We start from the raw sequence: 25,024 nt of genomic DNA, 5'->3' as shown, positions 1-25,024 counted from the left end.
GGAACTAGTTCGTCGGCCGGAGCCGCAAGCCGTGCATGCCACCGTCGACGGCGAGCACGGTGCCCGTGGTCGAGGCGGCGAGGGGACTGGCGAGATAGGCGATGGCCGCGGCGACCTCGTCGGCGCTGACCAGCCTGCCCATCGGTTGACGGGCCTGGAGTGCCCGAAGTTCGCCGTCCGGGTCGTCGGCGACGTCGAGCAGCCTGCGCACCCACGGGGTGTCCGCGGTGCCGGGGTTGACACAGTTGACGCGCACGCCCTCCGCGACGTGGTCGGCCGCCATCGCGAGCGTCAGCGACTGGACCGCGCCTTTGCTGGCGCTGTACAGCGCCCGGTTGGGCAGGCCCGCGGTCGCGGCGATGGAGCAGGTGTTGACGATCGCCGCGTGCGTCGACCTGCGCAGCTGCGGCAGAGCGGCCCGGCTGACCCGGACGATGCCGAGCACGTTGACCTCGAAGACCCGCCGCCACTCGTCGTCGGCATTGGCCTCCACGGTGCCCTGCGCGCCGATGCCCGCGTTGTTGACCACGATGTCGATCCCGCCCAGTTGTCGCGCGGCCTCGGCGACCGCGGCGTCGACCGACTCCGAGTCGGCGACGTCGGCCCGCAGGCCGAGCAGCGGCTCGGGGACGCCTGCGGGGTCGAGGTCCAGGCACGCGACTTCGGCGCCGCGCTTGGCGAGCAGGGTCGCCGCGGCCAGGCCGATGCCGGAGCCGCCGCCGGTGACGATGGCCCGCAGGCCCGCCAGTTCCTGGCTCATGACGCGCTCCTCCGCAGTTGGTCTGTCCATACGGGACCGTCAGGGTAGGCGAACCGGACCAGCGTCCGGGGATGCATGGTCGCCCCGAATCCGGGCGCGGTCGGGGTGACGTAGTGCCCGTCCTCGATCCGCACGGGGTCGACGAAGTGCTCGTGCAGGTGGTCGACGTACTCGATCACCCGGTCGTCGAGCGAGCCGGACACCGCGACGAAGTCGAACATCGACAGGTGCTGGACCAGCTCACACAGGCCGACCCCACCCGCGTGCGGGCAGACCGGGACGCCGAACTTGGCGGCGAGCAGCAGGATGCCGACGTTCTCGTTCACCCCGGCGACCCGGGCGGCGTCGAGCTGCAGGAACGAGATCGCCCCGGACTGCAGCAGCTGCTTGAAGACCACTCTGTTCTGCACGTGCTCGCCGGTGGCGACCTTCACCGGCGCGATGGCACGGGCGATGGTCGCGTGGCCGAGCACGTCGTCGGGGCTGGTCGGCTCCTCCACCCACCACGGGTCGAACTCGGCGAGCGCCTGGACCCAGGTGACCGCCGCGCCGACGTCCCAACGCTGGTTGGCGTCGATCGCGATGCGGATGTCCGGGCCGACGGTCTCCCGGGCGATGCGCATGCGCCGGATGTCGTCGCCCAGGTCTGCGCCGACCTTCAGCTTGATCTGGGTGAACCCGTCGGCGACGGCCTCGGCGCAGAGCCTGCGCAGCTTGGCGTCGTCGTAGCCGAGCCAGCCGGGCGAGGTCGTGTAGGCCGGGTAGCCCTGCGCCAGCAGCTCCGCCTTGCGCTCGGCTCGGCCGGGCTCGGCGGCGCGGAGGATCTCCAGCGCTTCGTCGCGGGTGAGGGCGTCGGTCAGGTAGCGGAAGTCGACCAGGTCGACCAGCTGCTCGGGGGTCGAGTCGGCCAACACCTCCCAGACCGGCTTGCCCGCCCGCTTGGCCTTGAGGTCCCACAGCGCGTTGATCACCGCGGAGACCGCCATGTGCATGACGCCCTTCTCCGGGCCCAGCCAGCGCAGCTGCGAGTCGTGCACCATGGCCTTCCAGATGCCACCGAGGTCGTCGAGCGTGTCGTCGAGCCGCCGCCCGACCACATAGGACTCCAGGGCGCGGATGGCGGTGCTCTGGATGTCGTTGCCGCGGCCGATGGTGAACGCGAACCCGTGCCCCTCCAGTCCGTCCGGCGCGTCGGTGCCGATGACGACGTAGGCGGCGGAGTAGTCCGGGTCGGGGTTCATCGCGTCCGACCCGTCGAGCTCCAGCGACGTCGGGAACCGGATGTCGTGGGTGCGCAGGCTGACGATGAGCGCGGGCCGTGCCGATGATTCGCTCGCAAGCTCGCTCATGCCTGCCCCACTTCCTGGCGCTGGCGCCCGAGTCCGTCGATCTCGACCTCGACCACGTCGCCCGCCCGCAGGTACGGCTTCGGGTCGGGCAGACCGAACGCGACCCCGGCGGGCGTGCCCGTGTTGATCACGTCGCCGGGTTCGAGCACCATGAACTGGGAGATGTACCGGACGATCTCGGCGACGGCGAAGATCATGTTCTTGCTGTTGCCGTCCTGTCTCGGCGTGCCGTTGACCCACAGCCGCATCCCGAGCGACTGCGGGTCGGCCACCTCCTCGGCGGTGACCACCCAAGGGCCCAGCGGGTTGAACGTCTCGCAGGACTTCCCCTTGTCCCACTGCCCGCCGCGCTCGAGCTGGAACTCCCGCTCGGAGACGTCGTTGGAGATGGCATAACCGGCCACGCGGGCCAGGGCATCCGCGTGGCCGGTCAGATAGCGGGCGGTCTCGCCGATGACGACCGCGAGTTCGACCTCCCAGTCGGTCTTGCGGCTGCCGCGCGGGATCAGGACCTGGTCGTCAGGACCGACCACCGTATTGGGCGCCTTCATGAACAGCACCGGCTCGGCGGGCTTGGCCATGCCGGACTCCTCGGCGTGGTCGGAGTAGTTCAGCCCGACGCACACGATCTTGCCGGGCCGCGCGAGCGGCGGGCCGATCCTCAGGCCCTCGGGCAGCACTGGCAGCCCCCCGACATCGAGGGCGGCACGGACCCGGTCGACGCCACCGCCTGCAAGGAACGCCCCGTCGATGTCGGAGACGATCCCGGACAGATCGAGCAATGCGCCCGACTCATCCAGGACAGCGGGCCGTTCCTCCCCGGCCGGTCCCACTCGAAGCAGCTTCACGCGACACCCTCTCCGCAAACATCTGATGTATTGCCGTGATGTATAGCGGGTGAGTCAGCCAGGTTGCAAGAGTTCTCGCCGGATTGATGGCAGATAGATCGGATGCACTGGCCTGACCAGGGCAGCGGCGACCCGGCCCGACTTGAGACCAACCGGACAGCGGAACGGAAACATCGGACCCATCTTGCGGTTCCGAGCGAAGCTGGCCTGGCGACAGCGAGCCGACAGCCGCGGTCCCCGGCCCCTGAAAGGCAGCGTGATCCCGACAGTCCCAAAGCGATCCGAAGGTGACGGGCCCGAACACGCACCCGACGCCGCTGTCGGTGACTGTTTGGGTGGTCGCCTCACTGATGTCGTGGAGCGCAGTGGGCCCGCCAGCGACTGATCGCACCGGCGGGCCCACTGCCATATCCCCTATCCGTTCGCTAATACCTCGTGGCAACGGTGACACCCGAGCAGGCGGTCGATCCCATCAAGCTGATGTACACATAGCCCGAGGGTGGGTTCGCCACCACGACGGACTCGTTGTTGGTGCTGGTGACCGAGCTCTGTGTGGCCGTGGTCGTGGTGGCCCAGCCGGTCCGGCTGTAGTACAGGTCGCAGTTGCCTGATCCGCCAGTCGACGTGATTCGTAGTCGGGTGGTGCCCGCGGGAACCAGCAAGTACATGTAGTCGTACCCGGAGTTCGCCGCGGATCGGTTGGCGCGCTGGCAGTTCTTGCCCAGCGCGCGTATGTCGGTATTGGTGCATTCAGGAAGCGCCGCCGTCACGGTGACCGAGCGGGTGGTGGTCGCGGAGGCGCCTTTGTCGTCGGTGACGGTGAGGCGGACGGTGTAGGTGCCCGCCGCCGTGTAGGTACGGGTCGGGGCGGTGGCGGTGGCGGTGCCGCCGTCACCGAAATCCCAGCGGCGGGTCGCGACCGTGCCGTCCGGGTCGGTGGAGCGGTCGGTGAACGCGGCGGTCAGGCCGGTCACGGTGTGGGTGAAGTCGGCCGTCGGCGGGCGGTTGCCGCTGCCGCAGTCGCCCGCCGCGCAGGCGGTGAGCCAGGTGTTCCAGTCGGCGTCGTAACGGGTGCCGATCGTGTTCTTCAGGTACGTGCGGGCCGCGGTGTAGTTGCCCGCGCGGTAGTGGCCGAGGACGGTGGTCATGTCAGCCGGGTGCGACTGCATCATGTACCGGACGGCAAGGTAGCCCCAGCGGTACACCCGGGTCGAGTCGTGGTCGTAGGTGGTGTCGAACAGGGTGCTCAGCGGGTAGGTCTTCTTGGCCGCCTCGGCGGTGGCCGCGGTGTTCGTCAGGTTGCGGTACGACCAGGAGACGTACTCCGCGACGCCCTCGATCCACCACACCGTGGGGGTGCTGACGGTGGTCGGGAAGTCGCCGAACATGTTGTAGCGGCCGTCGAGGTAGTGGGTGTACTCGTGGTTGAGGTTCCACACCTCGAACGTCGGTCGCAGCCATTGCGCCTCGTAGGCGATGAAGCGCGCGACGTTGCCGGCGGCGGCGGGATCGCCCTCGATGTATATGCCGCCGTTGTTGGTGTCGATGTCGAACATCGTGCCCGCGTAGGTCTTGTAGTCCGCGCTTGAGTCGTAGACCACCACCTCCAGGGTGGTGTTGCGGTCGTTCGCGACCGGGCCTGGGTCGTTGACCACGCGGTGGAAGAACGCGTCCTGGTTGGCCAGGCTGGTGCAGGAGGCCGACAGTTCCGCCGCGGTCATGGCCTGCGCGCGGATCCGCAGCGCCGACGAACAGGTGTGGGTGATCGGCAGGATCGCGGCGTTGAGCCGGGCCGCCAGGTCGCACACGTCGTAGTAGGCGCAGTTGGCCTTGTCGTAGGCGTCCGCCATCTCCGCGACACCGATCCACAGCCCGCCGGTCGGGCCGGTGATCGAGCTGCGGTCGAGTAGGCCCTTGGCGAGCGGTCGAACCATGGCCCGCAGCGCGTCGTGCTGCAGGAAGCGACTCAGTTCCCGGCCCGCGTTGGTCGTCAGGTACGCACGGTTGGTGCCGAGCAGGTTCAGGTGTGCCGACGCGAAAGCGTTGAGCGAGTCGATGACCGCCGGGTCGCTCTGCACCGCGGAGACGAACGCGGGCAGGTAGTGACCGCGGAAGAGTACTGTGTAGACACCGTTCACCGCCGACACCATCGACGGGTAGGCGTCATAAGCGCTGGTGTAGCTGGAAAGCAGGCGACGCACGACCCACAGGTAGCGCGCGTTCTCCCGCGCGCTGTCAATCAGGGTCACCGCCTCGGACAGCGTGGCGCCGTTGGCCTCGCTGACGGTGAACGCACGCGCGTTGCCGTAGAAGGTGTCCAGCGCCGTCTGGATGGCGGTGCGCAAGGTCGGACCGTAGTTCCCGACCACATCGGGGTTGTACCACTGGACGAAGTATCCGGCGCGCAAGTAGAGGACGAGCTGTCCGGTCGCGGTGGAGTTGTCGCCGGGGTAGGCGGTGGCGTTGTCCCGCAGTCCGTACGCGACGCTCACCATCTGGGGTTCACGGAAGGCTCCGGTGGCCGTGCTTCCGGTGAGGGTGAACAGCGAGTTGACGCAGTCCAGGGTCGACGAGCGGATGTGCTGGACCAGGGCGACCCCCGTCCGGCTGGCGAACCCCGCCGGGTCGCAGGCCGCGGCGGACTGCACACCGCTGTCGCACGTGGCGGTGGCCGGGATGGGACCGCGGTCCTTGAGCGGGGTCGGTGTCCTCGACTCACGGGCCGTGCCGTGGGACTCGGCGACCGGCGGGGGCGTTGCCGCGGCGGGGGCGGGCAGGCGCTCAGGTGCGGCGGCGGCGGCGGTCGGGGCGGGTAAGCTCAAAGTGGCGAGCAGGGTCAGCAGGATCAACCCTCGTCGCGGATGAGAACTCATCACGTTGTGTCTCCGGTGCGGGATTCGGTGTGCAGGGTGGATGACTCGCGCGAACGGAGATCCTCCTTGGGTGGCAACGTCATCGCGCATTGAGGGAGAGTCACACCGACAGGGATCCGCTGGTAATGATTTGGCTCTATAGTCTTTGCTTATGGACCTGGAGTTCCGGCACCTGAGGGCCATTTGCGCTATCGCGGAGACCGGCAGCCTCTCCCAGGCCGCGTCCGCCCTCGGAGTGTCCCAGCCGTCGCTCACCCTGCTGCTGCAGCGCGTCGAGCGGTCGGTGGGCGGGCAGCTGTTCCTCCGCAGCCGCACCGGAACCGAGCCCACCGCCCTGGGCGAACGCGTCCTGGGCCGGGCCCGGGTACTGCTGGTCGAGCTCGACGCGTTCAGCGCCGACCTGGTGCGCCCCAACGCCCAATCCGTGCTGCGCCTGGGTTCGGCGCACATGGAGTGCGTCGCCACCCTGGTCTCCCGGCTGGACGCGGTGCTGCCGGAAGCCGAGGTCAGGCTGCAGGTGGAGCCGTCGAGCACGATGCTCGCCCACTCGCTCACCCACGGCAGGCTCGACGCGGCCCTCATCGGCATGTCCGACGACAAGGACGTTCCGCTTGGCCCGCAGGTGATGTACCGGACCCTGGTGCCGCGTGTCCCGGTGTTCGTGGCGGTCGCGCAGACCCACGCGTCCGCGGGTCTGCCGGAGATTCACTTGGCGGATCTGGCCGACGACTCCTGGATCTGCCCGCCAGGCGCCGACGACGGATCGCTGGCCACGTTGCGCGCGGCCTGCCGCAAGGCGGGTTTCGTGCCCCGGATCCGGTTCGAGGTGCCCAGCGGCGGTGGCAGGCAGCTGATCCGGTCAGGCCAGGCGGTGCAACTGGTCGAGCCGACGTCGATCGGCTGCCCCGGCCTGGTCGTCCGCCCGCTCGCCGACGAGCCGATGCGGATGCGCCTGGTCCTGGCCTGGCGGCGGGAAAGGCTGACGGAGAGCCAGGTCGACCGAATCCACGAGGCCTCCGCCGCCGCCTACACCCACCACGCCCTGGAGAGTCCGGTGTTCCGCCCGTGGTGGCTCGCGCACCCGGAAGTTCACCCAAGGCTGAACCAGCCGCAGCCCATCACTCAGCCCTGACAGCCGCGAACCCACGCCTCCAACTCGTCGGGCGTGGTCGGCAATGCCGCGGACAACACCTCGATGCCCTGAGCGGTCACCACGACGTTGTCCTCGATCCGCACACCGATCCCACGCAGCTCCGGTGGGACGGTCAGATCGTTGGGGTGGAAGTAAAGACCTGGCTCCACCGCCAGCGCCATGCCCTCCTCGAGCACCCCGTCGTGGTACATCTCCGCCGAGGAATGGGCGCAGTCGTGCACATCCAGACCGAGGAAGTGCCCGACCCCGCATACGATGTAGCGGCGGTGGTGCTGGTTGCCGATCTCCAGGGACTCGTCCACCGACACGGGCAGCAAGCCCCAGTCGTGCAGGCCCTGTGCCAGCACCCGCATCGCGGCGGTGTGGAACGCGCCGTAGCCCGCGCCGGGGCGGACTTCGGCCAGCGCGACGTGGTGGGCCGTCAGCACAAGGTCGTAGACCTGGCGCTGGACCTGGCTGTACTCCCCCGACACGGGAAGTGTGCGGGTGATGTCGGCGGTGTAGAGGGTGTCGACCTCGACACCCGCGTCGAGCAGCAGCAGCGACTCCTCCGGCACCGCGCCATCGTTGCGCACCCAGTGGAGCACGGGCGCGTGCGGACCGGCCGCGACGATCGAGGCGTAGCCGACGCCGTTGCCCTCGGTTCGGGCCCGGCGATCGAAAGTGCCCTGCAACCACCGCTCACCGCCGCCCTTGACCGCGGTGGGGAGTTCCCCGGCCACGTCCTCGAAACCACGGATGGTCGCGTCGACCGCGTGGCGCAGCTGGCCGATCTCCCAGTCGTCCTTGATCCGCCGCAACTCCGCGAGCGTGCGGCGCAGCTCTCCGCAGGGCGCGCCGGGGACCAAGGCGTCCAGAAGCGGGTCCACACCTGGGGTCGTGAGCATCTCCGGGAGCCTGCCCCGGACCGCGGACGGCAGTTCCTCCAGCGACCGGCACCGCAGGCCGAGCGCCTCAGACCACTCGGTGAGCCCAGGTGACGGGCCGATCCAGAGTTCGCCGTCGCGGGCGTTCGCGAAGAAGTCGGGTTCGTCCGGGCCCGCGGGCTCACGCAGGAACAGTTCCGCGTCGTGCCCCGGCCGCAGCACGAGCACCGCGCCCTCGGCGTTGCAGCCGGTCAGCCACGCGAAGTCGCTGTCCGGGCGGAAGCCGTAGTCGGTGTCGTTGGCCCGTACCGGCGCCCAGCCTGCCGCGACCACGATTCGCTTGCCCGGCAGGGCATCGGTGAGCCGCTGCCGGTGGTCCCGTGCGGCCTGGGCGGCGCCGCCGGGCAGGCGCACCTCCCGGTCGCCGGGTCCCCAACCCGAGCTGACGAAGTCGCGGAAGCCGGTCGCCTCGACGAGCCTGCTGGGGTCGCGTCGCGCGGGGCGGGTCACCGGTTCGCTCCGATCTGCACTGTGCGGGAGGAGGTGTAGAAAGCGGCCGCGGCCTTGCCCTGTTCGCGGCCGCCGTAGCCGGAGTCCTTCTCACCGCCGAAGGGCAGGTGGAAGTCGACGCCCGCGGTCGGCGCGTTCACCTTCACCATCCCCGACTCGCAGCGGTCCGCGGCGGCCAGGGCGACGTCCAGGTCGGCGGTGTAGATGGCCGTGACCAGCCCGTAGTCGGTGCCGTTCGCCATGGCCAACGCGGCATCGAGATCCAGGACGGAGGTGAGCGTGGCGATCGGGCCGAAGACCTCTTCGTGGTTCAGCACGGCGTCCGGCGCCAACCCGGCGATCACGGTCGGGCCCACGAACCAGCCGTCGTCACCCGCTCGCGTGCCGCAGGCCACCACCTGGCCGCCGTCGGCGCGGGCGTGGGCCACCGCGTCCGCCACCCGGTCGCGGGCCTGTTCGCTGATCACCGGTCCGACCACGACCTTGGGGTCGGCGGGGTCGCCGAATCCGAGGTCGCCGATCCTGCTCGCGAGCGCCTCACCCAGCGGTCCGCTGTCCCCCACGACGATCACGCGCTTCGTCGCGGTGCACTTCTGTCCGGCGAAACCCATCGCCGCGTAGGCGATGTCGGTCGCCGCGCGGTCGAGGTCGGCGTCGGGCAGCACGATCGTCGCCGAGAGCCCACCCATCTCGCACTGGGCGGGGATACCCTGTCGCGCGGCGTCGATCGCGATGCCACGCCCGACCGCGCCCGATCCGGTGAACGACACGGCGTCCACACAGGACACCAGGGCCGCGCCGGTCGCCGCCGCTCCCGGCAGCACGGAGAACAGGCCCGCGGGCAGGTGGGCGGCGAACAGCTCGCCCAGCCGCAGGGCGCACGCGGTGGCGTCCGGCGACGGCTTGATCAGCACGGCGTTCCCGAAGGCCAGGGCGGGGGCGGACTTCCACACCGGGATCGCCAGCGGGAAGTTCCACGCAGTGATCAGCCCGGCCACCCCGCGCGGCCTGCGCGCGGTGAACCCGAGACCGGCGCCGGTCGGGTAGGTCTCGCCGATCGGGTCGAACGCCTGTTGGGCGTAGTACCGCAGCAGCGCGATGGTCCTGGCGACCTCGCCCGCCGCCTCCGCGGCGGGTTTGCCGACCTCGCGCACGGCGAGCGCGGCCAACTCGGCGGCGTTGTCGGCGACCGCCTGGGCGACCGCCGACAGCGCCGCCGCCCGGACACCGGGGGCGGCCGAAGACCACTCCCGTTGCGCGGCACGGGCTTGGGCCGCGGCGGCGAGAACGGCGCCGGGCTCGGTCACCGACACGTCGGCGACCACGTCCGACGGCCGCTGCGGCGACGTGGACACGACTCGGGTCACAGCTGGAACCCCCTGGGGAACGGGTCTTCGGGATCGAGCAGGTACTGGCCCATGCCGGTGATCCAGGCGCGGCCGGTCACCGTGGGCAGGACACCGAGGCGGTCGCCGATCGGGACCTCCTCGAGCAGCCTGCCGGTGAAGCGGGTGCCGATGAGGGACTCGTTGACGAAGTCCTCCCCCAGCTTCAGCTCACCGCGGGCGTGCAACTGGGCCATCCGGGCGCAAGTCCCGGTGCCGCAGGGAGAACGGTCGAACCAGCCGGGGTGGATCGCCATCGCGTTGCGCGAGTGGCTGCCTTCGTGGCCCGGCGCGGTGAACTGGACGTGCTTGCACCCGCTGATGCTCGGGTCGGCGACGTGCACGGGCCTGCGCCGGACGTTGATGGCGTCCATGATGGACAGTCCAGCGGTGAGGATCGGGTCCTTGGCGGCGCGGTCGAACGGCAGGCCCAGCGATTCCAGCGGGATGATCGCGTAGAAGTTCCCACCGTAGGCCAGGTCGTAGCGCACCTCGCCGTAGCCGGGGACGTCGACGGTGGCGTCGAGTTCGTGGGCGTACGCGGGGACATTGCGCACGGTCACGTGCTCCGCGCGGCCGTCACGCACGGCGACCTCCGCGAGGACCAGGCCCGCGGGGGTGTCGAGCCGGACCGTGGTCACCGGCTCGGTCACCTCGACCATGCCGGTCTCCACCAGGACCGTGGCCACACCGATCGTCCCGTGCCCGCACATCGGCAGGCAGCCGGACACCTCGATGTAGAGCACGCCCCAGTCGGCGTCCGGCCGGGTCGGTGGCTGCAGGATCGCGCCGCTCATGGCGGAGTGCCCGCGTGGCTCGTTCATCAGCAGCTCGCGCAGGTGGTCCAGGTTGGCCATGAAGTGCTCGCGGCGGGCCGACATGGTGGCGCCGGGGATGACGCCGACACCGCCGGTGATCACCCGGGTCGGCATGCCCTCGGTGTGCGAGTCGACGGCGCTGAAGTACCGGGCGGATCTCATGTCACGCCGCCACGGGGTTCGCGTGGAGGTAGTCGACGGCCTTGCGCATGTCATTCTCCAACTGGGCGCGCTGCTCGTCGGCCAGCGGGCCGCGCGGTGGGCGGCACGGTCCGCCGAACCGGCCGACCACGTCCATGCCGAACTTGATCGACTGGACGAACTCGGTGCGCGAGTCCCACCGGAACGCGGCCACGAGCGGCTCGTAGAGTGCCCGAGCCTCCGCGAGTTTGCCTTCCATGGCAAGGGAGTAGAGGCGGGCGGACTCGGCGGGGAAGACGTTGGGGAACCCGGCGAACCAGCCGGTCGCGCCCATCAGCAGGCTCTCCAGGACGACGTCGTCGGCCCCGGCGATCACCGCGATGTCGGCGGCCTCGCGGATCTGCAGCACCCGGCGCACGTCGCCGGAGAACTCCTTGACCGCCACGACGTTGTCGATCTGGGCGATCTCGGCGACCAGTTCGGGGGTCAGGTCGACCTTGGTGTCGATCGGGTTGTTGTAGACCATGATCGGCAACCCGGCCTTCGCCACCTCCGTGAAGTGGTGGATCACCTCGCCGTGGTTGGCCCGGTACATGGTGGGCGGGAGGCAGAGCACGCCGTCGGCGCCGTCCTCGGCGGCCAGTTCGGCCCAGTGCCGCGCCTGGTGGGCGCCCGCGCCGTGCACGCCGACAACGACGATGCCCGCGCCCTTGACCGACTCGATGGCGGTACGGGCGACCTGCCTGCGCTCGTCGTCGGTCAGCGAGGAGTACTCGCCGAGTGAGCCGTTCGGCCCGACACCGCGGCAGCCGTTGGCCACCAGCCACTGGCAGTGCTCGGCGTAGCGGTCGAGGTCCGGGCGCAGGCCCGCGGGCGCCTTCGGGTCTTCGGCATAGGGCAGCGCGGTGGCGACGATCACGCCGTCGAGCCGTTCCTGGGTCACGTGTTCTCCTTCTCGGGGTCCTCGGCGAGTTCGCCGAGGCGCAGTGGTGCCGCGATCGGCCGTCTGGCCGTGTCGCTGGGGTCGTAGTGGCCGCCGGTGTACCCGGCGGCCAACTCGGCCGCGTTGCGTCCGCAGACACGGCCCTGGCACAGGCCAAGACCCACGCGGCTGGTCAGCTTGAGCGACCGCACACCGAGCGCGTCGCGCTCGCGTGCGGCCGTGCGCAGGGCGCCGAGGGTGACTTCCTCGCACCGGCAGACCAAGGTGTCGTCGGCGGGCCAGGTCCGCCAGCCCGGGCGGACCGGGTAGGCGTTGGCCAGCCCGGCGGCGAAGGTCCGGCCTCGGCGCGCTTTGCGTAGTGCCGCCTCGGGAATCGCCTGGCCCGCGGCGCACGCGCCCGCGATGGTGCCCTCCGCCGCGGCGAGGTCGGCGCCGCCGATACCGGTCAGCTCGCCCGCGGCGAACACGCCGGGCACCGAGGTCTCCTGAGTGGGTGTCACCTCGACGAACCCGTCGACCAGCTCGCAGCGCGCGGAGACGGCGAGTTCGAGTTGCGGGGTGAAGCCGAATCCCACGCAGACCGCGTCGACCGGCAGGCGACGCTCGGTCCCCGGCTTGACGCGCCATTCACGGTCGAGCGCGGCGGTGGTCACCGAGGTGACCCGGTCCTCGCCGTGAGCCGCGATCACGGTTCGCCTGGTCCGGTAGGGAACGCGGTGAGTGGCGAGCAGCCGGGCGTAGCCCGCGAGTTCGGCGAGCTTGCCCCGGCCGGCGACGAGCGCGGACGGTGTCCAGCCGCGGATGCCGCCATTGGCCTCCAGCACTTCCACGACTTGGGCGCCGACCCCGACCAGGGACTGCGCGACCGGCAGCAGGAAGGGACCGGTCCCCGCGACGAGCACGCGGTCGCCGATCGCGATCCCCTGACCCTTCGCGAGGGCTTGGGCGGCGCCCGCGGTGACGACGCCGGGAAGGTCCCAGCCGGGGAACGGCAGGGCACGGTCGTAGGCGCCGGTGGCGAGGACGAGGGCGTCGGCGGTCAGTGCCTCGCCATGGCGGCCCGGTCCGTCGGCTTGGCCGGTGCGGACGTGGACGAGGTGTCCGCTGTGGAGTGGCTCGACCGTCCAGACGACGGTGTCGGTCAGCAGGCGGACCCTTGGGTGCTCGACGAGCCTGCTGCCGCCGGGGACCTTGTCCGGCCCGGCCCCCGCGGGCTGCCGGTGGAACTGGCCGCCGACGGTGGGCGCGGAGTCCACCAGGGTGACCTGGGCGCCCGCGTCGGCGGCCGCGAGGGCGGCGCTGACGCCCGCGGGCCCGGCCCCCACGACCACGACACGTCTGGTCATGACCGTGCCTCCGGCAGTTCGGCGCCGTGCTGGGTGCGGATCTCGTCACCGTCGGCGACGACACGCTGACAGGCGCGGACATCGGGGATGCCGTTGACCACGACCAGGCAGTCGAAGCACACGCCGATGCCGCAGAACAGGCCCCGGGGCCTGCCGCCCGCCCGGGTGTCCCGCCAGGACACCCGGGCGGCGGCGAGGAGGAGCGCGGCCACGGTCTGGCCCGCGCGGGCGGGCTGGGGCTCACCGTCGACGGTGACGTTCACGCCGCCTCCACCAGGATCAGGCCCGCCACGGTCGCGGGTGAGTTCTCGGGCGGTGACGTGTGGCGGCCGGGGTGCGTCCACTGGGCGTTCACGCCGCCTCCATGAGAGCCGGGCGGTCCACTCGGAACGGTGCCGGGTCGAGGTGTGGCTGGGCGCCGGTCAGCAGTTCGGCCATCAGCCTGCCCGTCGCGGCGGCCAGGCCGATGCCCGCGCCCTCGTGGCCGGTGGCGTGCCAGAGGCCGGGGACGCGCGGGTCCGGTCCGATGACGGGCAGGTGGTCGGGCGCATAGGGGCGGAAGCCGCCGTAGGCGCGCATCACGGGGACCTCGGCGAGGATCGGGAAGAGCGCTACGGCCTTGCGGGCGAGTTCTCGCAGGACGGCGACTTCGAGGTGGTCGGTGAAGCCCACCCGCTGTCTGCTCGAGCCGATCAGGACCGGCCCCGCCGGGGTCGACTCGACCACGCTGGAGGTCTGCAGGTCGGCGTCGCCGCTGGCCACCGCGCCGACGTAGTCGGCGTCGTACACCTTGTGCCGGATGGTGGCAGGCAGCGCGGCGGTGACCAGGACTATCCCCCGCCTGGGCAGGATGGCGATGGGCGCGCCCGCGGCGGTGGAGAAGGCGCCGGACCACGGGCCGCAGGCGTTGATCACGGCACCGCACGCAACCTCGCCGTCGGAGGTGCGCACCGCACGGACGCGGCCGGCGGCATCGGTGTCGACTCCGGACACCGCAACCCCGGAACGCACCGTGCCGCCGCGCTTGCGGACGGCCGCGAGCAGCGCGCAGGCGGCCAGGACCGGTTGCAGCTGCGCGTCCTGCGGGTAGTGCACGGCCGCTGTGACCGAGGGGGTGAGATGTGGCTCGAAGTCGCGAGCCCGCTCGGCGGGCACCGCACAGGCCTCCACGCCGACGGCGCGCTGGGCGGCGGCGAAGTCCAGCAGGGGCTGCGCGGCGGCCTCGGTGGTGGCGACCACGAGACCGCCCTTGGCCTCCCACTCGATCTCCGCCCCCGCGCCGAGGTCTTCGCGCAGCGACGCGATCAGCGACGGCCAGCGCAGCCGGGACGCCATGGCGAGGTCCAGTTCGGGCCCGGGCGCCTTGTCCGACACCAGGACGTTGCCCTCACCGGACGCGGTCGTGGCCGAGGCGGGGGCGCCGCGGTCGAGCACCGTCACCCGGACGCCCGCGACGCTCAGCGCGTGCGCGCAGGCGGCGCCGATGACGCCGGCGCCCACCACCACCACGTCCGAATGCACGCGCGTCGCCTCCAGTGTTCATTAAAGTGAACACCGGCGACGTTAAAGGGCGAAGCCCTGAACGTCAACCCTGGGGTCGGGCCGCGCTCGACACCGCGCAGGAACCGGCCATCGGGGTGGTCCCGGCGTCCACCGGGTACTGCAGCATCAGCACGGAGGTCACCGGACCCTCGACCGTCTCGTACAGGTGCGGGAGATGACCCGGGAAACACACGTAATCTCCAGGTTCGAGCACGTACGGCTCGGCGATCGGACCGACCCTGAGCACGCCGGACGTGACCACGACATGTTCGTACCCCGGGTGTCCGGCGGACTGCTGGACCTCGCCGGGGCGCACCCGCTGGTCGTAGACCTCCATGACCGTCTCGACCAGGTCCAGTCGGCGCAGCAGCCGCAGGTCGACCGCGTTGCTGCTGAGCACGTCGAGCCCGGCCGAGCGGACGAGCACGACCCCGGGCTTCGACTGCTCGGTCAGCAGGGACGAGACCGGGACGCGAAGCGCGTTCGAAAGACTGAACACTGTGTCGATGGTCGGGTTGCCCGCGCCGTTCTCCAACTGTGAGAGCGTGCCTTTCGCGATCTCCGAACGCCGCGCCAGCTCCGAGAGCGAAAGGCCCAACTCCGTCCGCAGCGCGCGGATGTTCGCGCCGAGCACCGCCCCGGCACTCTCTCGACCCACAACGCCTCCCTGGTCTGCCGCGAGCGGAAAGGTCCACCCGCGCCCAGTCAGATTAACCGGATGCCGGCGCGACGCCGCTCCATCGAGGCAATACCTAAACCCGATTCACATTAGCCCGAATGGTTCATTGTGCGGTGGGGAACGCCTTGCTCGAACAACTCAACGAGTACCTGGTCAACTCAGCCCGCCGTCCCCGAGCGACCCGCAATACCGCCTGACACCACACCGAACACCCACAACCAAGGCCGAGTACGCGGCTCCCGCCGCCACCAGCACCGCCACCGCCGCCACCGCCGCCACCGCCGCTGCCATCGTCGCTGCCGCCGTCACCACTGCCGTCGCAGCTCCACCGCTGCCGATACCGGCGCGATGCCGCTGCCACCACGCACGGACGACTCACCCCAATCGAGTTTGAGACCATCTACACGACCGCTCACGCGGCCTGAGAACCACCAACCCCGAGTGTCAACCAGACCGGGGGCAGTCCCTCTTTCTTCATAGGGGCCCAAAGAAACCACTCCACCAAACAGGCACCCACAGCCGGCCCCAGCAGGCCCCCGCAGCAGCAAACAGCGAAGATCAGCGATCAGCGTCCCGAGGCAACCCCAACATCCGCTCCCCGATCACATTGAGCTGCACCTCAGTGGTCCCACCATAAATCGTCATAGCCCGACAAGCGATCACCTGATCCATCCACTTGTCGCTCGGCTGCCCCTTCACCGCCACCGCCCCGGCAACCCCCAGCTCAGCAAGGCAGAACTCAGCGATCTGCTGCCCGAACCGCATGCTCAAGAACTTCCCCACACTCGACGTCGTGCTGACGTCAGCACCGGAAAGCTGCTTCAACACCGTCCGAGCCCCGAGCAGGTCAAGGACCTGGTTCTCGCAGACGAACTCGCCGATCCGATGGATGGCGGTCGCGTCGAGGTCCCTGCCGGCGGCGAAACGCAAGAGATCGGCGAGGGTCGGGTACGAGGCGTTGCCTCGGCCGAGGGCGACGCGCTCGCTGGACAGGGTGGCGCGGGCGACCGTCCAGCCGTCGTTGATCTCGCCGACCACGCAGTCGTCCGGCACGAACACGTCATCGAGAAAGACCTCGTTGAACAGTGCGGAGCCGGTGGCCTCGCGCAGTGGGCGCACCGTGACGCCCGGGGTTGCCATGTCGAGGATGAAGTACGTGATGCCCTCGTGCTTGGGCGCGGCCGGGTCGGTGCGGGCGATCAGCATCGCCCAGTCGGAGAACTGGGCCACGGTGGTCCAGATCTTCTGGCCGTTGAGCTTCCAGCCGCCGTCGACCCGTTCGGCCTTCGTCGTCAGCGAGGCCAGGTCGGAGCCCGCGCCCGGCTCGGAGAACAGCTGGCACCACACGACCTCACCGCGCAGGGTGGGCACGACGACGCGCTGCTTCTGCTCTTCCGTGCCGTAGGCGACGATCGGTGGGACGGCCCAGCCGCCCATGAGCAGTTCGGGCATCTGGATGCCCGCCCGCTTGGTCTCCTCGCCGATGACGACCTGTTCGAGCGGGCCTGCGTCGCGACCGTACGGGCGGGGCAGGTGCGGCTGCACCCAGCCGCCATCGCCCAGCGCGACGAGTTGCTCGTCGGGACCCAGTTCGGCGATCTCGGCCAGTTCGGCGCGCACCGACTCGCGGATCGCCTCGCTGCCCTCGGGCAGGTCGATGGCGACAGGCCGGGTGACTCCGCTCAACGCGTACCTGGCCACGCTGTCGGTCCACTCTGAACTGCGACCAAGGAGTCCGCGCAGGGTCAACGCGCGGCGGTAGTACAGGTGGGCGTCGTGCTCCCAGGTGAAGCCGATGCCGCCGAGCACCTGGATGCAGTCGGCGCCGCAGCGCACGGCCGCGTCGGGTGCGACCACGCCCGCCACCGCGGCGGCGAAGTCGGCGGCGGCGGGCTCGGCCCGCGAGTCAAGCGCCCGGGCGGCGTCCCAGACGACGGCCCGCGCGCGCTCCAGCTCGATCCCCATAGCCGCGCACTTGTGCTTGACGCCTTGGAACTGGCCGATCGGCCTGCCGAACTGGACCCGCACCTTGGCGTACTCCGCCGCTGTCGATACGCACCACGAGGCGACACCCACCGCTTCGGCGCCGAAGATCACCGCCGCGATCGAGCGGACCCGCTCGGCGGGGAGACGGTCGAGCACCCGCTCGGCGGGCACCACCACATCGACGGCCTCGACGAGCGCGCAGCGGCGGATCACGTCCATGCTGTCCTGCTCGCGGACCTTGAGGTCGGCCTTGTCGAGCACGACCCACCGCACACCCGAACTGAGCCGCACGGGCAGCAGGAGCACATCGGCGACCGCTCCACCGAGCACGCCGACCGTCGAGCCGGACACGGTGACCTCCGAGCCGGTCTCCCGACCGTCGAGCGGATCGGCCAGCCCGACACCGGCCGTGCGCGACCCGTCCGCCAGCCCTGGGAGCAACTCCGCTCCGGCCTTGGCGTCGGCCGCGACGAGCAGCGCCGAGGCGAGGACTGTCGGGAGCAGCGGCCCGGGCTGCGCGGCCCGGCCGAGTACCTCCAAGGCGACGGCCAGTTCGAGCAGGCTCGCGCCTTGGCCGCCGTGTTCCTCGGGAACGTGCAGCCCGAGCAGGCCCTGCCCGGCCAACTCACCCCAGAACGGGGGGAGGCTCTCGGCTTTGGCGTCCACCGCGGCACGCCGCACGTCGGCGTTGAGGTGGCGGTCGGCGAATCCGCGCACGGAATCGGCGAGCGCCAGGTGTTCCTCGGACAGGCCGAGGCCGAGGTCGTAGCCGGTGGGGGCCATGACAGTTCTCCTTCTCAGGCCCAGTCGGCCAGGTGGTCGTCGAGGTTGTCCAGGGTCCACGGGCCGTCGGTCTCCACCGTGCGCCCGCCTCGCCAGCCGTCGAGCTCGAAGATCGCGCCACCCTGCACGGCGAAGACCTTGCCGTTGAACGGGCACTTCTCGGTCCCGAGGTAGGCGACGAGCGGCGCGATGTTCGCCGGGCTGAACGCGTCGAACTCGCCCTCCGGCACCTCCTGGGCGAAGATCGCGCCCATGCCCGGTGTGGCCAGTGTCAGCCTGGTCCGCGCGATGGGAGCGATCGCGTTGACCCGCACCCCGTAGCGCTCCAACTCCTCGGCGGCGACCAGCGTCATGGCGGCGATGCCCGCCTTGGCCGCGCCGTAGTTCGCCTGACCGGCGTTGGGCATGAAGGTGCCCGACGCCGAAGCGGTGTTGATCACGGAAGCGGCGACCTGCTCCCCCGCCTTGGACCGCGACTTCCAATACTCCGCCGCGTGGCGCAGCGGGGCGAAGTGGCCCTTGAGGTGGACCGCGATGACCGCGTCCCACTCGGCCTCCGACATGTTCGCGATGAAGGCGTCCCGCAGGATGCCCGCGTTGTTGACCAGCACGTCAAGCCCGCCGAACTCCGAGACGGCCTGGTCGACGAGCGCCTTGGCGCCCGCCCAGTCGGCGACGTTGTCGGTGTTGGCGACGGCTTTGCCGCCCGCCGCGGTGATCTCGTCGACCACCTGCTGCGCGGGACCCGCGTCCGATCCGCTGCCGTCGTTGGCTCCGCCAAGGTCGTTGACCACGACCGAGGCGCCCTCGGCGGCGAACAACAACGCGTGCTCGCGGCCGATTCCTCGGCCCGCTCCGGTGACGATAGCCACCCGGCCGTCCAGTGCTCCCACGTTCAGGTCTCCGTTCAGGAAGTCAGTTCGGCAAGCCCATCCTTGATGACGGTTTCACCGTCCACAGTGGTCTCGAAAGCGAAGGATCCCGGCGCGCCCGGCCAGATCCGGGTGGTGAGGTCCTGACCGGGCAGCACCGGCTTGGCGAAGCGGACCGCCAGCCTGCCCAGCCGCTCGACGCGGCTGTCGGCGAACTCGGTCAGCACCGCCCACGACGTGAAAGCCATGGTGCACAAGCCATGCGCGATGATGCCGGGCAAGCCCGCCATCTTCGCCAACTCGTCGTCGAGGTGAATCGGCATCGGGTCTCCCGACGCCGGTGAGTAGCGGAACGTCTGGTCGTCGTCGACGTGCGCCTTGACCTCCGCGGCCGGGTCGACCTCGCGCAGAGACTCGTCGAAAGCATGCGAGGGGGCCAGGTCTCCGGTGGTGACTCCCGCGTCGACCTTGCGGAAGAACGCCGTCATCCACTGCTCGTTGACCAAGTCGTCATCCGCGTCGACGGTCTCGGTGTAGACGAGGACCGCCGTGCCGTTCGGTTTGCCGTGCACGCCGACCGGCTTGGCCCGGGAGGTCAGCCGGTCGCCCGGACGGATCGGCCGGTGGAAGCGGAAATCCTGCTCACCGTGCACGAGCCGAGCGAGCAACTCGGGCGGCGCCACCGACAGCGCGGCGGGCACCAGCGAGTTGAACACGGGGACGATGCCGAACACCGGCGGCGCGACCTCGCCGTCGAGGTGGCGCTGGATCGGGTCGTTGGTGGCCGCCGCGTACTGGCCGATCCGGTCCGCGGTGACCTCGAAGACATCCGGGTCGGTCCACTGGCCGAGTCCGGCCGTGTCGAACTCGGGCATCAGCCCACCAGCTCGGCGAGCTTGGCCACCGACTTCTCCAGCTCACCGCGGGTGCTCTTGCCCACCGCCATGCCGATCGGGCCGACGATCATCTGGCCGGTGAACTCGGCGTCGATGGTCGCGCTGGTCGCGTCACCCTTGGGCTCGACGGACAGGGTGAACGAGACCTTGACCCCGGCCATGCCGGTGCCGCTGATCTTGAGCGAGCGGGGCTCCTCGTACTCCTCGACGGTCCACTCGATCTTGTTCGCCATGCCCATGACCGAGACGACCTCGGTGATCTTGGAGCCGACGCCGATCGTGGCCGGGAGGTCGCCGCGCCAGCCCTGGTGGATGGTCAGCCACTCCTCGAAGCGGCTCAGGTCGGACACGGTGGCCCAGGCCTTCTCCGGGGTGCAGGGCAGGTCGACGGCGACGTTCACGGTGGTCATATCGGTCTCTCCTTGGTTGTTCAGGGGATTGGTCAGCGCTCGGCGGGCCGGTAGGCGGTGATGACGACCGCGCCGCCGAGCCCGATGTTGTGCTGCAGGGCGACCTTCGCGCCGTCGACCTGACGCTTGTCGGCGGTGCCGCGCAGCTGCCAGGTGAGTTCGGAGCACTGGGCCAGGCCGGTCGCGCCGAGCGGGTGGCCCTTGGAGATCAGGCCGCCGGACGGGTTGACCACCCACTGGCCGCCATAGGTGGTCTCACCGGCGTCGACCAACTTGCCGCCCTCGCCCTCCGGGCACAGGCCGAGCGCCTCGTAGGTGAGCAGTTCGTTGGTGGAGAAGCAGTCGTGCAGCTCGATCACGTCCACGTCGGACGGCCCGATGCCCGCCTGCTCGTAGACCATGCGGGCGGCCGTCCGGGTCATGTCCGCGCCCACGAGGGTGATCGCGCTCTTGTCCTCGAAGGTGCTGCGCAGGTCGGTCACCATCGCCTGACCGACGATCTCCACCGCCTGCGCGGCGAGGCCGTGTTTGTCGACGAACGCCTCGCTCGCGATGATCGCCGCGCCCGAGCCGTCCGACGTCGGCGAGCACTGGAGCTTGGTCAGCGGGTCGTAGACCGGCTTCGCGGCCAGCACCTCTTCGAACGAGTACTCGACCTGGAACTGGGCGTACGGGTTGTTGACCGAGTGCTTGTGGTTCTTGACGCCGATCTTGGCGAACTGCTCGGCCGTGGTGCCGTAGCGCTGCATGTGCTCGCGGCCCGCGGCGCCGAACATGTACGGCGCGGGCGGCATCGCGAACTCCTGCAGCTCGGCGAGCGCGAGCAGGTGCCGCATCATCGGCTGCTCACGGTCCTCGAAGGTGGCGCCGAGCGAGCCCGGCTGCATCTTCTCGAAACCCAGCGCGAGCGTGACGTCGGCCTGGCCGCTCCTGACCGCCTGGGTCGCGAGGTACAGCGCCGTGGAGCCCGTGGAGCAGTTGTTGTTGACGTTGACGACCGGAATACCGGTCATGCCCAGCTCGTAGACCGCGCGCTGGCCGGAGGTGGACTCACCGTAGACATAGCCGACGTACGCCTGCTGGACCTGGGAGTAGTCGATACCCGCGTCGGCCAGGGCGTTCGTGCCCGCTTCCCGCGCCATGTCCGGGTAGTCCCAGTCGCGACTGCCGGGCTTTTCGAACTTCGTCATCCCGACGCCGATCACGTACGCCTTGCCGCCCACCGGGCCTCCCTCGCTTGTCGCAACCCTTGCCGGAACAGTGTGTCTCACATATCTGACTGTGACAAGGTGTCGCACACAGATTCTTCGAAGTATCCTCCAGAGATGCTCGAAGCCGAGAAGGATCAGCCAGACGTCGACGGCCGGTCGACCCGCTGGGACGCGCACAAGGCGCAGCGCAGGCTGGAGGTGCTTGACGCCGCCGTCGCCGCGATCGAGCAGGACGGCCCCGACGTCGGCGTCAAGCAGATCGCCGACCGGGTCGGCGTGCCGCGCCCGGTGGTCTATCGGCACTTCAAGGACCGAGCGGACCTCGACGAGCAGATCCGGCAGCGGATCATCGACTCGCTGATGGCCGAACTCGACCCGACCCTGCGCCCCGACGGCACGCCGATCCAGGCGATCCGACGGGCGGTCGTGGCCTATCTCGACTGGATCGAGCAGCACCCGCGGCTGCACGCGTTCCTGGGCGCCGCCGTCCGAGCCGACGCGCCCTCCGCCGGATCTCGCATCGTCGCGGGCACCAAGGCGGCGATCGCGTCCCAGGCCGCCGAGCTGTTCGCCATGGCGCTGAAGATGTCCGGCAAGGACACCAACCTCGCGCCGTCGATCGCGTCCGGCATCGTCGGCTTCGTCGACGCCTCGGTCAACCGGTGGCTCGCCGACAAGCGCCGCACCCTCACCACGGCACAGCTCGCCGACTTCCTGACCTGCTCGATCTGGGCGATCCTCGACGGCAACCTCAAGGCCCTCGGCGTCGACTTCAACCCGGATCTCCCGGTCAGGCGGCTCATCGGCGGTTGACCTTGCCGCGAGCCTGAGCGGCGTGCGACAGTGGGTGCGACACGATGTCTCACTTACTTGAGCAGGGGCTATGACCACTTATCTCGTGACCGGCGCGGCCACCCCGCTCGGCCGTGATCTGATCGACAACCTGCTCAAACGCCCCGACTGCGCCATCGTCCACGCGCTCGCGCGAGCGTCGGCCGTCGACCGGCTCAAGCGGCGCTGGTCCGACGATCCCCGGGTGGTGACGTTGGCCTGCGACCTCGACGAGCCCGGCTTGGGCGCGGCCCTGCCCGACTCCGTCGACCACGTCGTCCACCTGTCGACCAGGTCGGTGGCCGCGGTGGTCACCTACGCGCGCACCGCGGGCGCCCTCGCGTTCCACCAACTCTCCCCCGGTCCCGCCGACCACACGCTGCTGCGCGGGCAACGCGGGATGGACGTGCGCATCTACCGCCCCTCCCTGATGCTCGGCGACTCGAGGACCGGTGAGCCGTTCGGCGAAGGAGACCTGTTGAGCCTCGTCTCCCGGCTGGCCCGACTGCCGAGGGCGCTGCCGCTGGCGTGCCCGGATCTTGGGCGGGCCAACGTGATCCCGGTCGACTACGCCGCCGCGGTGATCGACCACCTGATCCACCACCAGGCAGGCTCCCACCTGACGTACCCGATCACGGCCCCGGCGTCCGTCCCGGTCCACGAGATCTACAACGCCTTCGCCGATGCCGCGGGCGCTCCCCGGATCACCACGACCATCCCCGCCGGGCTGACCCGAGGACTCGCGACGGTCTCCACGGCCGCCTTCGGCCTGATCGACCGAAGCCGCCTCCTGCGCGCGACCCGGCGCGCCGTGCTGGCCGAGCTGGGTCTGTCGCGGGACACGGTGGCCCGCCTGTCGACCAACGCCACCGCCAACGACGCCGTCACCCGCAACGCTCTCGCGGGCAGCGGTCTGTCGGTCCCGCCGCTGCGCGACTACGCCCGCACGATCCAGCACCACTGGGCCGCCAACCTCGACCCCGACCGCGCCACCCGCCGTCCCCCACTGCGAGGCCGCACGGTCCTCATCACCGGCGCCTCATCCGGCATCGGCAGACACACGGCCCTGCGCGTCGCCCGAGAGGGCGCCCACGTCCTGCTGGTCGCCCGCCGCGCCGAAGACCTGGCGGTACTCCAGGCGACAATCGCCGGACAGGGTGGGACAGCCCTGTCATACCCCTGCGACCTGACCGACAACGACGCCGTCGACGCCTTGGTCAAGCAGGTCCTGGCCGACCACGGCGCTATCGACGTCCTGGTCAACAACGCGGGCCGCTCCATCCGCCGCTCAGTGATCGACGCGACCGACCGCATCCACGACTACGAGCGAACCATGGCCCTGAACTACTTCGCGGCCGTGCGCCTGACCCTGGGCCTGCTCCCGTCGATGCGCGAACGCCGAAGCGGCCACATCGTCAACGTCACGACTCAGGGACTGCAGAACCACACGCCCAGGTTCTCCGCCTACCTGGCGTCGAAGGCGGCCCTGGAGGAGTTCGGCATCGTCACCGGCCGGGAGCTGCTGTCGCACGGAATCACGGTGACAGCGGTGAAACTTCCCTTGGTGAGCACGGACATGACGGCCCCATCGGAACGCTTCAACGCCTTCGGAACCCTGCCGATGATGACGGTGGAACGGGCGGCTTCGTTGGTGCGCAAGGCGATTGTCAAGAAGCCGGAGACCCTGTCGGTATGGCTCCCCTTCGGCAGGCACGCCGAACTGGCGAGCATGATCGCCCCACGCACGACCAGGACCCTGGGTCACATCATCGGCTACGAGGGAATGCCAGACCGCCCAAAGGACAAAGCAGGCCTACCCGCCATGGCCGCCGCGGCGACAAGAATGCTCTGGCGACGCCTTTGATGCGGACGCAGAGAACCGCCGGCCCGTAGCTGAGCCAAACCCACGCCGGGCCGGGTGGCCTGGCTGGCCTCGTCGAACCCGACACCCACACAACCGCACTCATCCAACACAAGCGCACCCGTGCACCCGCACAAGCCCTCAGCCGCGCACCCGCGCCTCATAAGCGTCCCGAGAAGCAGAGGCACCAACCAGAGCGGTATCCCCGCCAACCAGCCGCATAGCCCACTCGGAAACGGCCCGGGGAAAGAACCGCTGAGCCCGAGTCAGAGCGTTCAACCGCCGAGGCACGAACACCTCAAACCGAGGCTTCTCCAACGCCCGAACAATCCCAAGAGCCACCGTCTCAGCCGTCACAGGCTTCAAAAACCCGATCTCCGACAACCCGGAGATCAACTCAGTGCGAACCATCCCGGGCATCACACAGGACACTTCAATCCCACTCCCCCGCAGCTCAGCCCGCACGGCTTCCGAGAAGCCCACAACCCCGAACTTCGTCGCGCAATAGGTTGACGCGTTGGGAAACCCGAACTTTCCCGCCGCCGAAGCCACATTCACGATGTGCCCGGACCCACGAGGCCGCATCAGGGCGACAGCCGCGCGAGTTCCATGGATCACCGCGTGCAGATTGATCTCCAACTGCCGCGCCGTGATTGAAGGCGCTTCCTCGGTGACAGCAGCCAACGGCATGATCCCGGCATTGTTGATCAAGACATCGATCTGCCCAAGCGAACCGAGAAACGCCGAGAACGCCGCATGATCTGTCACGTCCAGCGCATGCCCGGACCCACCCAGAGTCGCGGCCGTCGACTTGGCCTGATTCCCATCCAGATCGGCGATCACCACCACAGCACCACGAGCGGCCAGAGCGCGACCAGTCGCCGCCCCGATTCCCCGAGCCCCACCGGTGATCACCACAACCTTGCCGCTGAGCGACCTGCGCCCCATAGTACCCTCCATC

At 70.1% G+C, this 25,024-nt stretch carries 21 protein-coding genes; 3 read left to right on the top strand and 18 right to left on the bottom strand.

Annotated elements, in window-relative coordinates; translation table 11 throughout:
* Positions 1 to 4: 4 nt before the first annotated feature.
* From GPZ80_RS00530 to GPZ80_RS00515, 4 genes are all read right to left on the bottom strand, one after another.
* The gene (locus GPZ80_RS00530) at positions 5 to 760 is read right to left on the bottom strand and encodes an SDR family NAD(P)-dependent oxidoreductase (protein ID WP_187217733.1); all 756 of its coding nucleotides are present in this window, start codon (positions 758 to 760) and stop codon (positions 5 to 7) included.
* Entirely contained in the window at positions 757 to 2,109 is a 1,353-nt protein-coding gene (locus GPZ80_RS00525) for an L-fuconate dehydratase (RefSeq protein WP_187217732.1), read from the bottom strand. Before GPZ80_RS00525 ends, GPZ80_RS00530 begins: the two co-directional genes overlap by 4 nt.
* Entirely contained in the window at positions 2,106 to 2,957 is an 852-nt protein-coding gene (locus GPZ80_RS00520) for a fumarylacetoacetate hydrolase family protein (protein ID WP_187217731.1), read from the bottom strand. The genes GPZ80_RS00525 and GPZ80_RS00520 overlap by 4 nt, the downstream gene beginning before the upstream one ends.
* 425 nt (positions 2,958 to 3,382) lie before the next feature.
* Positions 3,383 to 5,830 (bottom strand): collagenase, encoded by a 2,448-nt coding sequence (locus tag GPZ80_RS00515; protein ID WP_187217730.1) that lies wholly within the window; start codon positions 5,828 to 5,830, stop codon positions 3,383 to 3,385.
* Positions 5,831 to 5,981: 151 nt separating this feature from the next.
* Between GPZ80_RS00515 and GPZ80_RS00510 the strand changes: the two genes are divergently transcribed.
* The gene (locus tag GPZ80_RS00510; RefSeq protein ID WP_187217729.1) at positions 5,982 to 6,962 is read left to right on the top strand and encodes a LysR family transcriptional regulator; all 981 of its coding nucleotides are present in this window, start codon (positions 5,982 to 5,984) and stop codon (positions 6,960 to 6,962) included.
* On the opposite strand, the gene GPZ80_RS00505 is transcribed toward GPZ80_RS00510, so the two are convergent.
* The 13 genes from GPZ80_RS00505 to GPZ80_RS00445 form a co-directional block, all read right to left on the bottom strand.
* Positions 6,953 to 8,359, bottom strand: coding sequence for an aminopeptidase P family protein (locus tag GPZ80_RS00505; protein ID WP_187217728.1), 1,407 nt, complete (start codon positions 8,357 to 8,359; stop codon positions 6,953 to 6,955). The two genes, GPZ80_RS00510 and GPZ80_RS00505, sit on opposite strands and share 10 nt — an antisense overlap.
* A complete protein-coding gene (locus GPZ80_RS00500; RefSeq protein WP_187217727.1) occupies positions 8,356 to 9,726 on the bottom strand; it encodes an aldehyde dehydrogenase family protein in 1,371 nt (456 codons plus the stop codon). Before GPZ80_RS00500 ends, GPZ80_RS00505 begins: the two co-directional genes overlap by 4 nt.
* Positions 9,723 to 10,724 (bottom strand): proline racemase family protein, encoded by a 1,002-nt coding sequence (locus GPZ80_RS00495; RefSeq protein ID WP_187217726.1) that lies wholly within the window; start codon positions 10,722 to 10,724, stop codon positions 9,723 to 9,725. Before GPZ80_RS00495 ends, GPZ80_RS00500 begins: the two co-directional genes overlap by 4 nt.
* A gap of 1 nt (position 10,725) precedes the next feature.
* Positions 10,726 to 11,646 (bottom strand): dihydrodipicolinate synthase family protein, encoded by a 921-nt coding sequence (locus GPZ80_RS00490; protein WP_187217725.1) that lies wholly within the window; start codon positions 11,644 to 11,646, stop codon positions 10,726 to 10,728.
* A complete protein-coding gene (locus tag GPZ80_RS00485) occupies positions 11,643 to 12,992 on the bottom strand; it encodes an NAD(P)/FAD-dependent oxidoreductase (protein WP_187217724.1) in 1,350 nt (449 codons plus the stop codon). Before GPZ80_RS00485 ends, GPZ80_RS00490 begins: the two co-directional genes overlap by 4 nt.
* The gene (locus GPZ80_RS00480) at positions 12,989 to 13,255 is read right to left on the bottom strand and encodes a (2Fe-2S)-binding protein (RefSeq protein ID WP_187217723.1); all 267 of its coding nucleotides are present in this window, start codon (positions 13,253 to 13,255) and stop codon (positions 12,989 to 12,991) included. The genes GPZ80_RS00485 and GPZ80_RS00480 overlap by 4 nt, the downstream gene beginning before the upstream one ends.
* Positions 13,256 to 13,343: 88 nt before the next feature.
* Positions 13,344 to 14,513 carry an NAD(P)/FAD-dependent oxidoreductase gene (locus GPZ80_RS00475; protein ID WP_187217722.1) on the bottom strand — a complete coding sequence of 390 codons (1,170 nt, stop codon included), beginning with the start codon at positions 14,511 to 14,513 and terminating at the stop codon, positions 13,344 to 13,346.
* Between the two features lie 64 nt (positions 14,514 to 14,577).
* The gene (locus GPZ80_RS00470) at positions 14,578 to 15,192 is read right to left on the bottom strand and encodes a helix-turn-helix domain-containing protein (protein WP_187217721.1); all 615 of its coding nucleotides are present in this window, start codon (positions 15,190 to 15,192) and stop codon (positions 14,578 to 14,580) included.
* A 579-nt stretch (positions 15,193 to 15,771) separates the two neighbouring features.
* Positions 15,772 to 17,982: an acyl-CoA dehydrogenase family protein gene (locus tag GPZ80_RS00465; RefSeq protein ID WP_187217720.1), complete on the bottom strand. Its 2,211-nt coding sequence runs from the start codon at positions 17,980 to 17,982 to the stop codon at positions 15,772 to 15,774.
* A gap of 14 nt (positions 17,983 to 17,996) precedes the next feature.
* On the bottom strand, positions 17,997 to 18,875 hold the full coding sequence (locus GPZ80_RS00460; protein WP_187217719.1) for an SDR family oxidoreductase: 879 nt from the start codon (positions 18,873 to 18,875) through the stop codon (positions 17,997 to 17,999).
* Between the two features lie 14 nt (positions 18,876 to 18,889).
* Positions 18,890 to 19,729: a MaoC/PaaZ C-terminal domain-containing protein gene (locus tag GPZ80_RS00455; RefSeq protein ID WP_187217718.1), complete on the bottom strand. Its 840-nt coding sequence runs from the start codon at positions 19,727 to 19,729 to the stop codon at positions 18,890 to 18,892.
* A complete protein-coding gene (locus GPZ80_RS00450) occupies positions 19,729 to 20,160 on the bottom strand; it encodes a type II toxin-antitoxin system Rv0910 family toxin (protein ID WP_187217717.1) in 432 nt (143 codons plus the stop codon). Before GPZ80_RS00450 ends, GPZ80_RS00455 begins: the two co-directional genes overlap by 1 nt.
* Before the next feature lie 32 nt (positions 20,161 to 20,192).
* On the bottom strand, positions 20,193 to 21,383 hold the full coding sequence (locus GPZ80_RS00445; RefSeq protein ID WP_187217716.1) for a lipid-transfer protein: 1,191 nt from the start codon (positions 21,381 to 21,383) through the stop codon (positions 20,193 to 20,195).
* A 102-nt stretch (positions 21,384 to 21,485) separates the two neighbouring features.
* Between GPZ80_RS00445 and GPZ80_RS00440 the strand changes: the two genes are divergently transcribed.
* Positions 21,486 to 22,184, top strand: coding sequence for a TetR/AcrR family transcriptional regulator (locus GPZ80_RS00440; protein WP_187217715.1), 699 nt, complete (start codon positions 21,486 to 21,488; stop codon positions 22,182 to 22,184).
* A 70-nt stretch (positions 22,185 to 22,254) separates the two neighbouring features.
* Complete coding sequence (locus tag GPZ80_RS00435) at positions 22,255 to 24,066, top strand: SDR family NAD(P)-dependent oxidoreductase (RefSeq protein ID WP_187217714.1); 1,812 nt, start codon at positions 22,255 to 22,257, stop codon at positions 24,064 to 24,066.
* A 138-nt stretch (positions 24,067 to 24,204) separates the two neighbouring features.
* Here GPZ80_RS00435 and GPZ80_RS00430 read toward each other — a convergent pair whose 3' ends face one another.
* Complete coding sequence (locus tag GPZ80_RS00430) at positions 24,205 to 25,011, bottom strand: SDR family oxidoreductase (RefSeq protein ID WP_187217713.1); 807 nt, start codon at positions 25,009 to 25,011, stop codon at positions 24,205 to 24,207.
* Positions 25,012 to 25,024 lie beyond the last annotated feature (13 nt).

Origin of the sequence: Actinokineospora xionganensis (assembly GCF_014323725.1) — a bacterium.
Taxonomy (GTDB): domain Bacteria; phylum Actinomycetota; class Actinomycetes; order Mycobacteriales; family Pseudonocardiaceae; genus Actinokineospora; species Actinokineospora xionganensis.
Note: the sequence above shows the minus strand (reverse complement) of the source record. Positions and strands in the feature narration are given on the sequence as shown.

Coding starts and splice junctions, on each gene's coding strand:
- GPZ80_RS00455 (WP_187217718.1), bottom strand. CDS start 19,729: ATGCCCGAGTTCGACACGGCCGGACTCGGCCAGTGGACCGACCCGGAT.
- GPZ80_RS00440 (WP_187217715.1), top strand. CDS start 21,486: ATGCTCGAAGCCGAGAAGGATCAGCCAGACGTCGACGGCCGGTCGACC.
- GPZ80_RS00430 (WP_187217713.1), bottom strand. CDS start 25,011: ATGGGGCGCAGGTCGCTCAGCGGCAAGGTTGTGGTGATCACCGGTGGG.
- GPZ80_RS00530 (WP_187217733.1), bottom strand. CDS start 760: ATGAGCCAGGAACTGGCGGGCCTGCGGGCCATCGTCACCGGCGGCGGC.
- GPZ80_RS00525 (WP_187217732.1), bottom strand. CDS start 2,109: ATGAGCGAGCTTGCGAGCGAATCATCGGCACGGCCCGCGCTCATCGTC.
- GPZ80_RS00510 (WP_187217729.1), top strand. CDS start 5,982: ATGGACCTGGAGTTCCGGCACCTGAGGGCCATTTGCGCTATCGCGGAG.
- GPZ80_RS00495 (WP_187217726.1), bottom strand. CDS start 10,724: ATGAGATCCGCCCGGTACTTCAGCGCCGTCGACTCGCACACCGAGGGC.
- GPZ80_RS00435 (WP_187217714.1), top strand. CDS start 22,255: ATGACCACTTATCTCGTGACCGGCGCGGCCACCCCGCTCGGCCGTGAT.
- GPZ80_RS00465 (WP_187217720.1), bottom strand. CDS start 17,982: ATGGCCCCCACCGGCTACGACCTCGGCCTCGGCCTGTCCGAGGAACAC.
- GPZ80_RS00485 (WP_187217724.1), bottom strand. CDS start 12,992: ATGACCAGACGTGTCGTGGTCGTGGGGGCCGGGCCCGCGGGCGTCAGC.
- GPZ80_RS00450 (WP_187217717.1), bottom strand. CDS start 20,160: ATGACCACCGTGAACGTCGCCGTCGACCTGCCCTGCACCCCGGAGAAG.
- GPZ80_RS00515 (WP_187217730.1), bottom strand. CDS start 5,830: ATGAGTTCTCATCCGCGACGAGGGTTGATCCTGCTGACCCTGCTCGCC.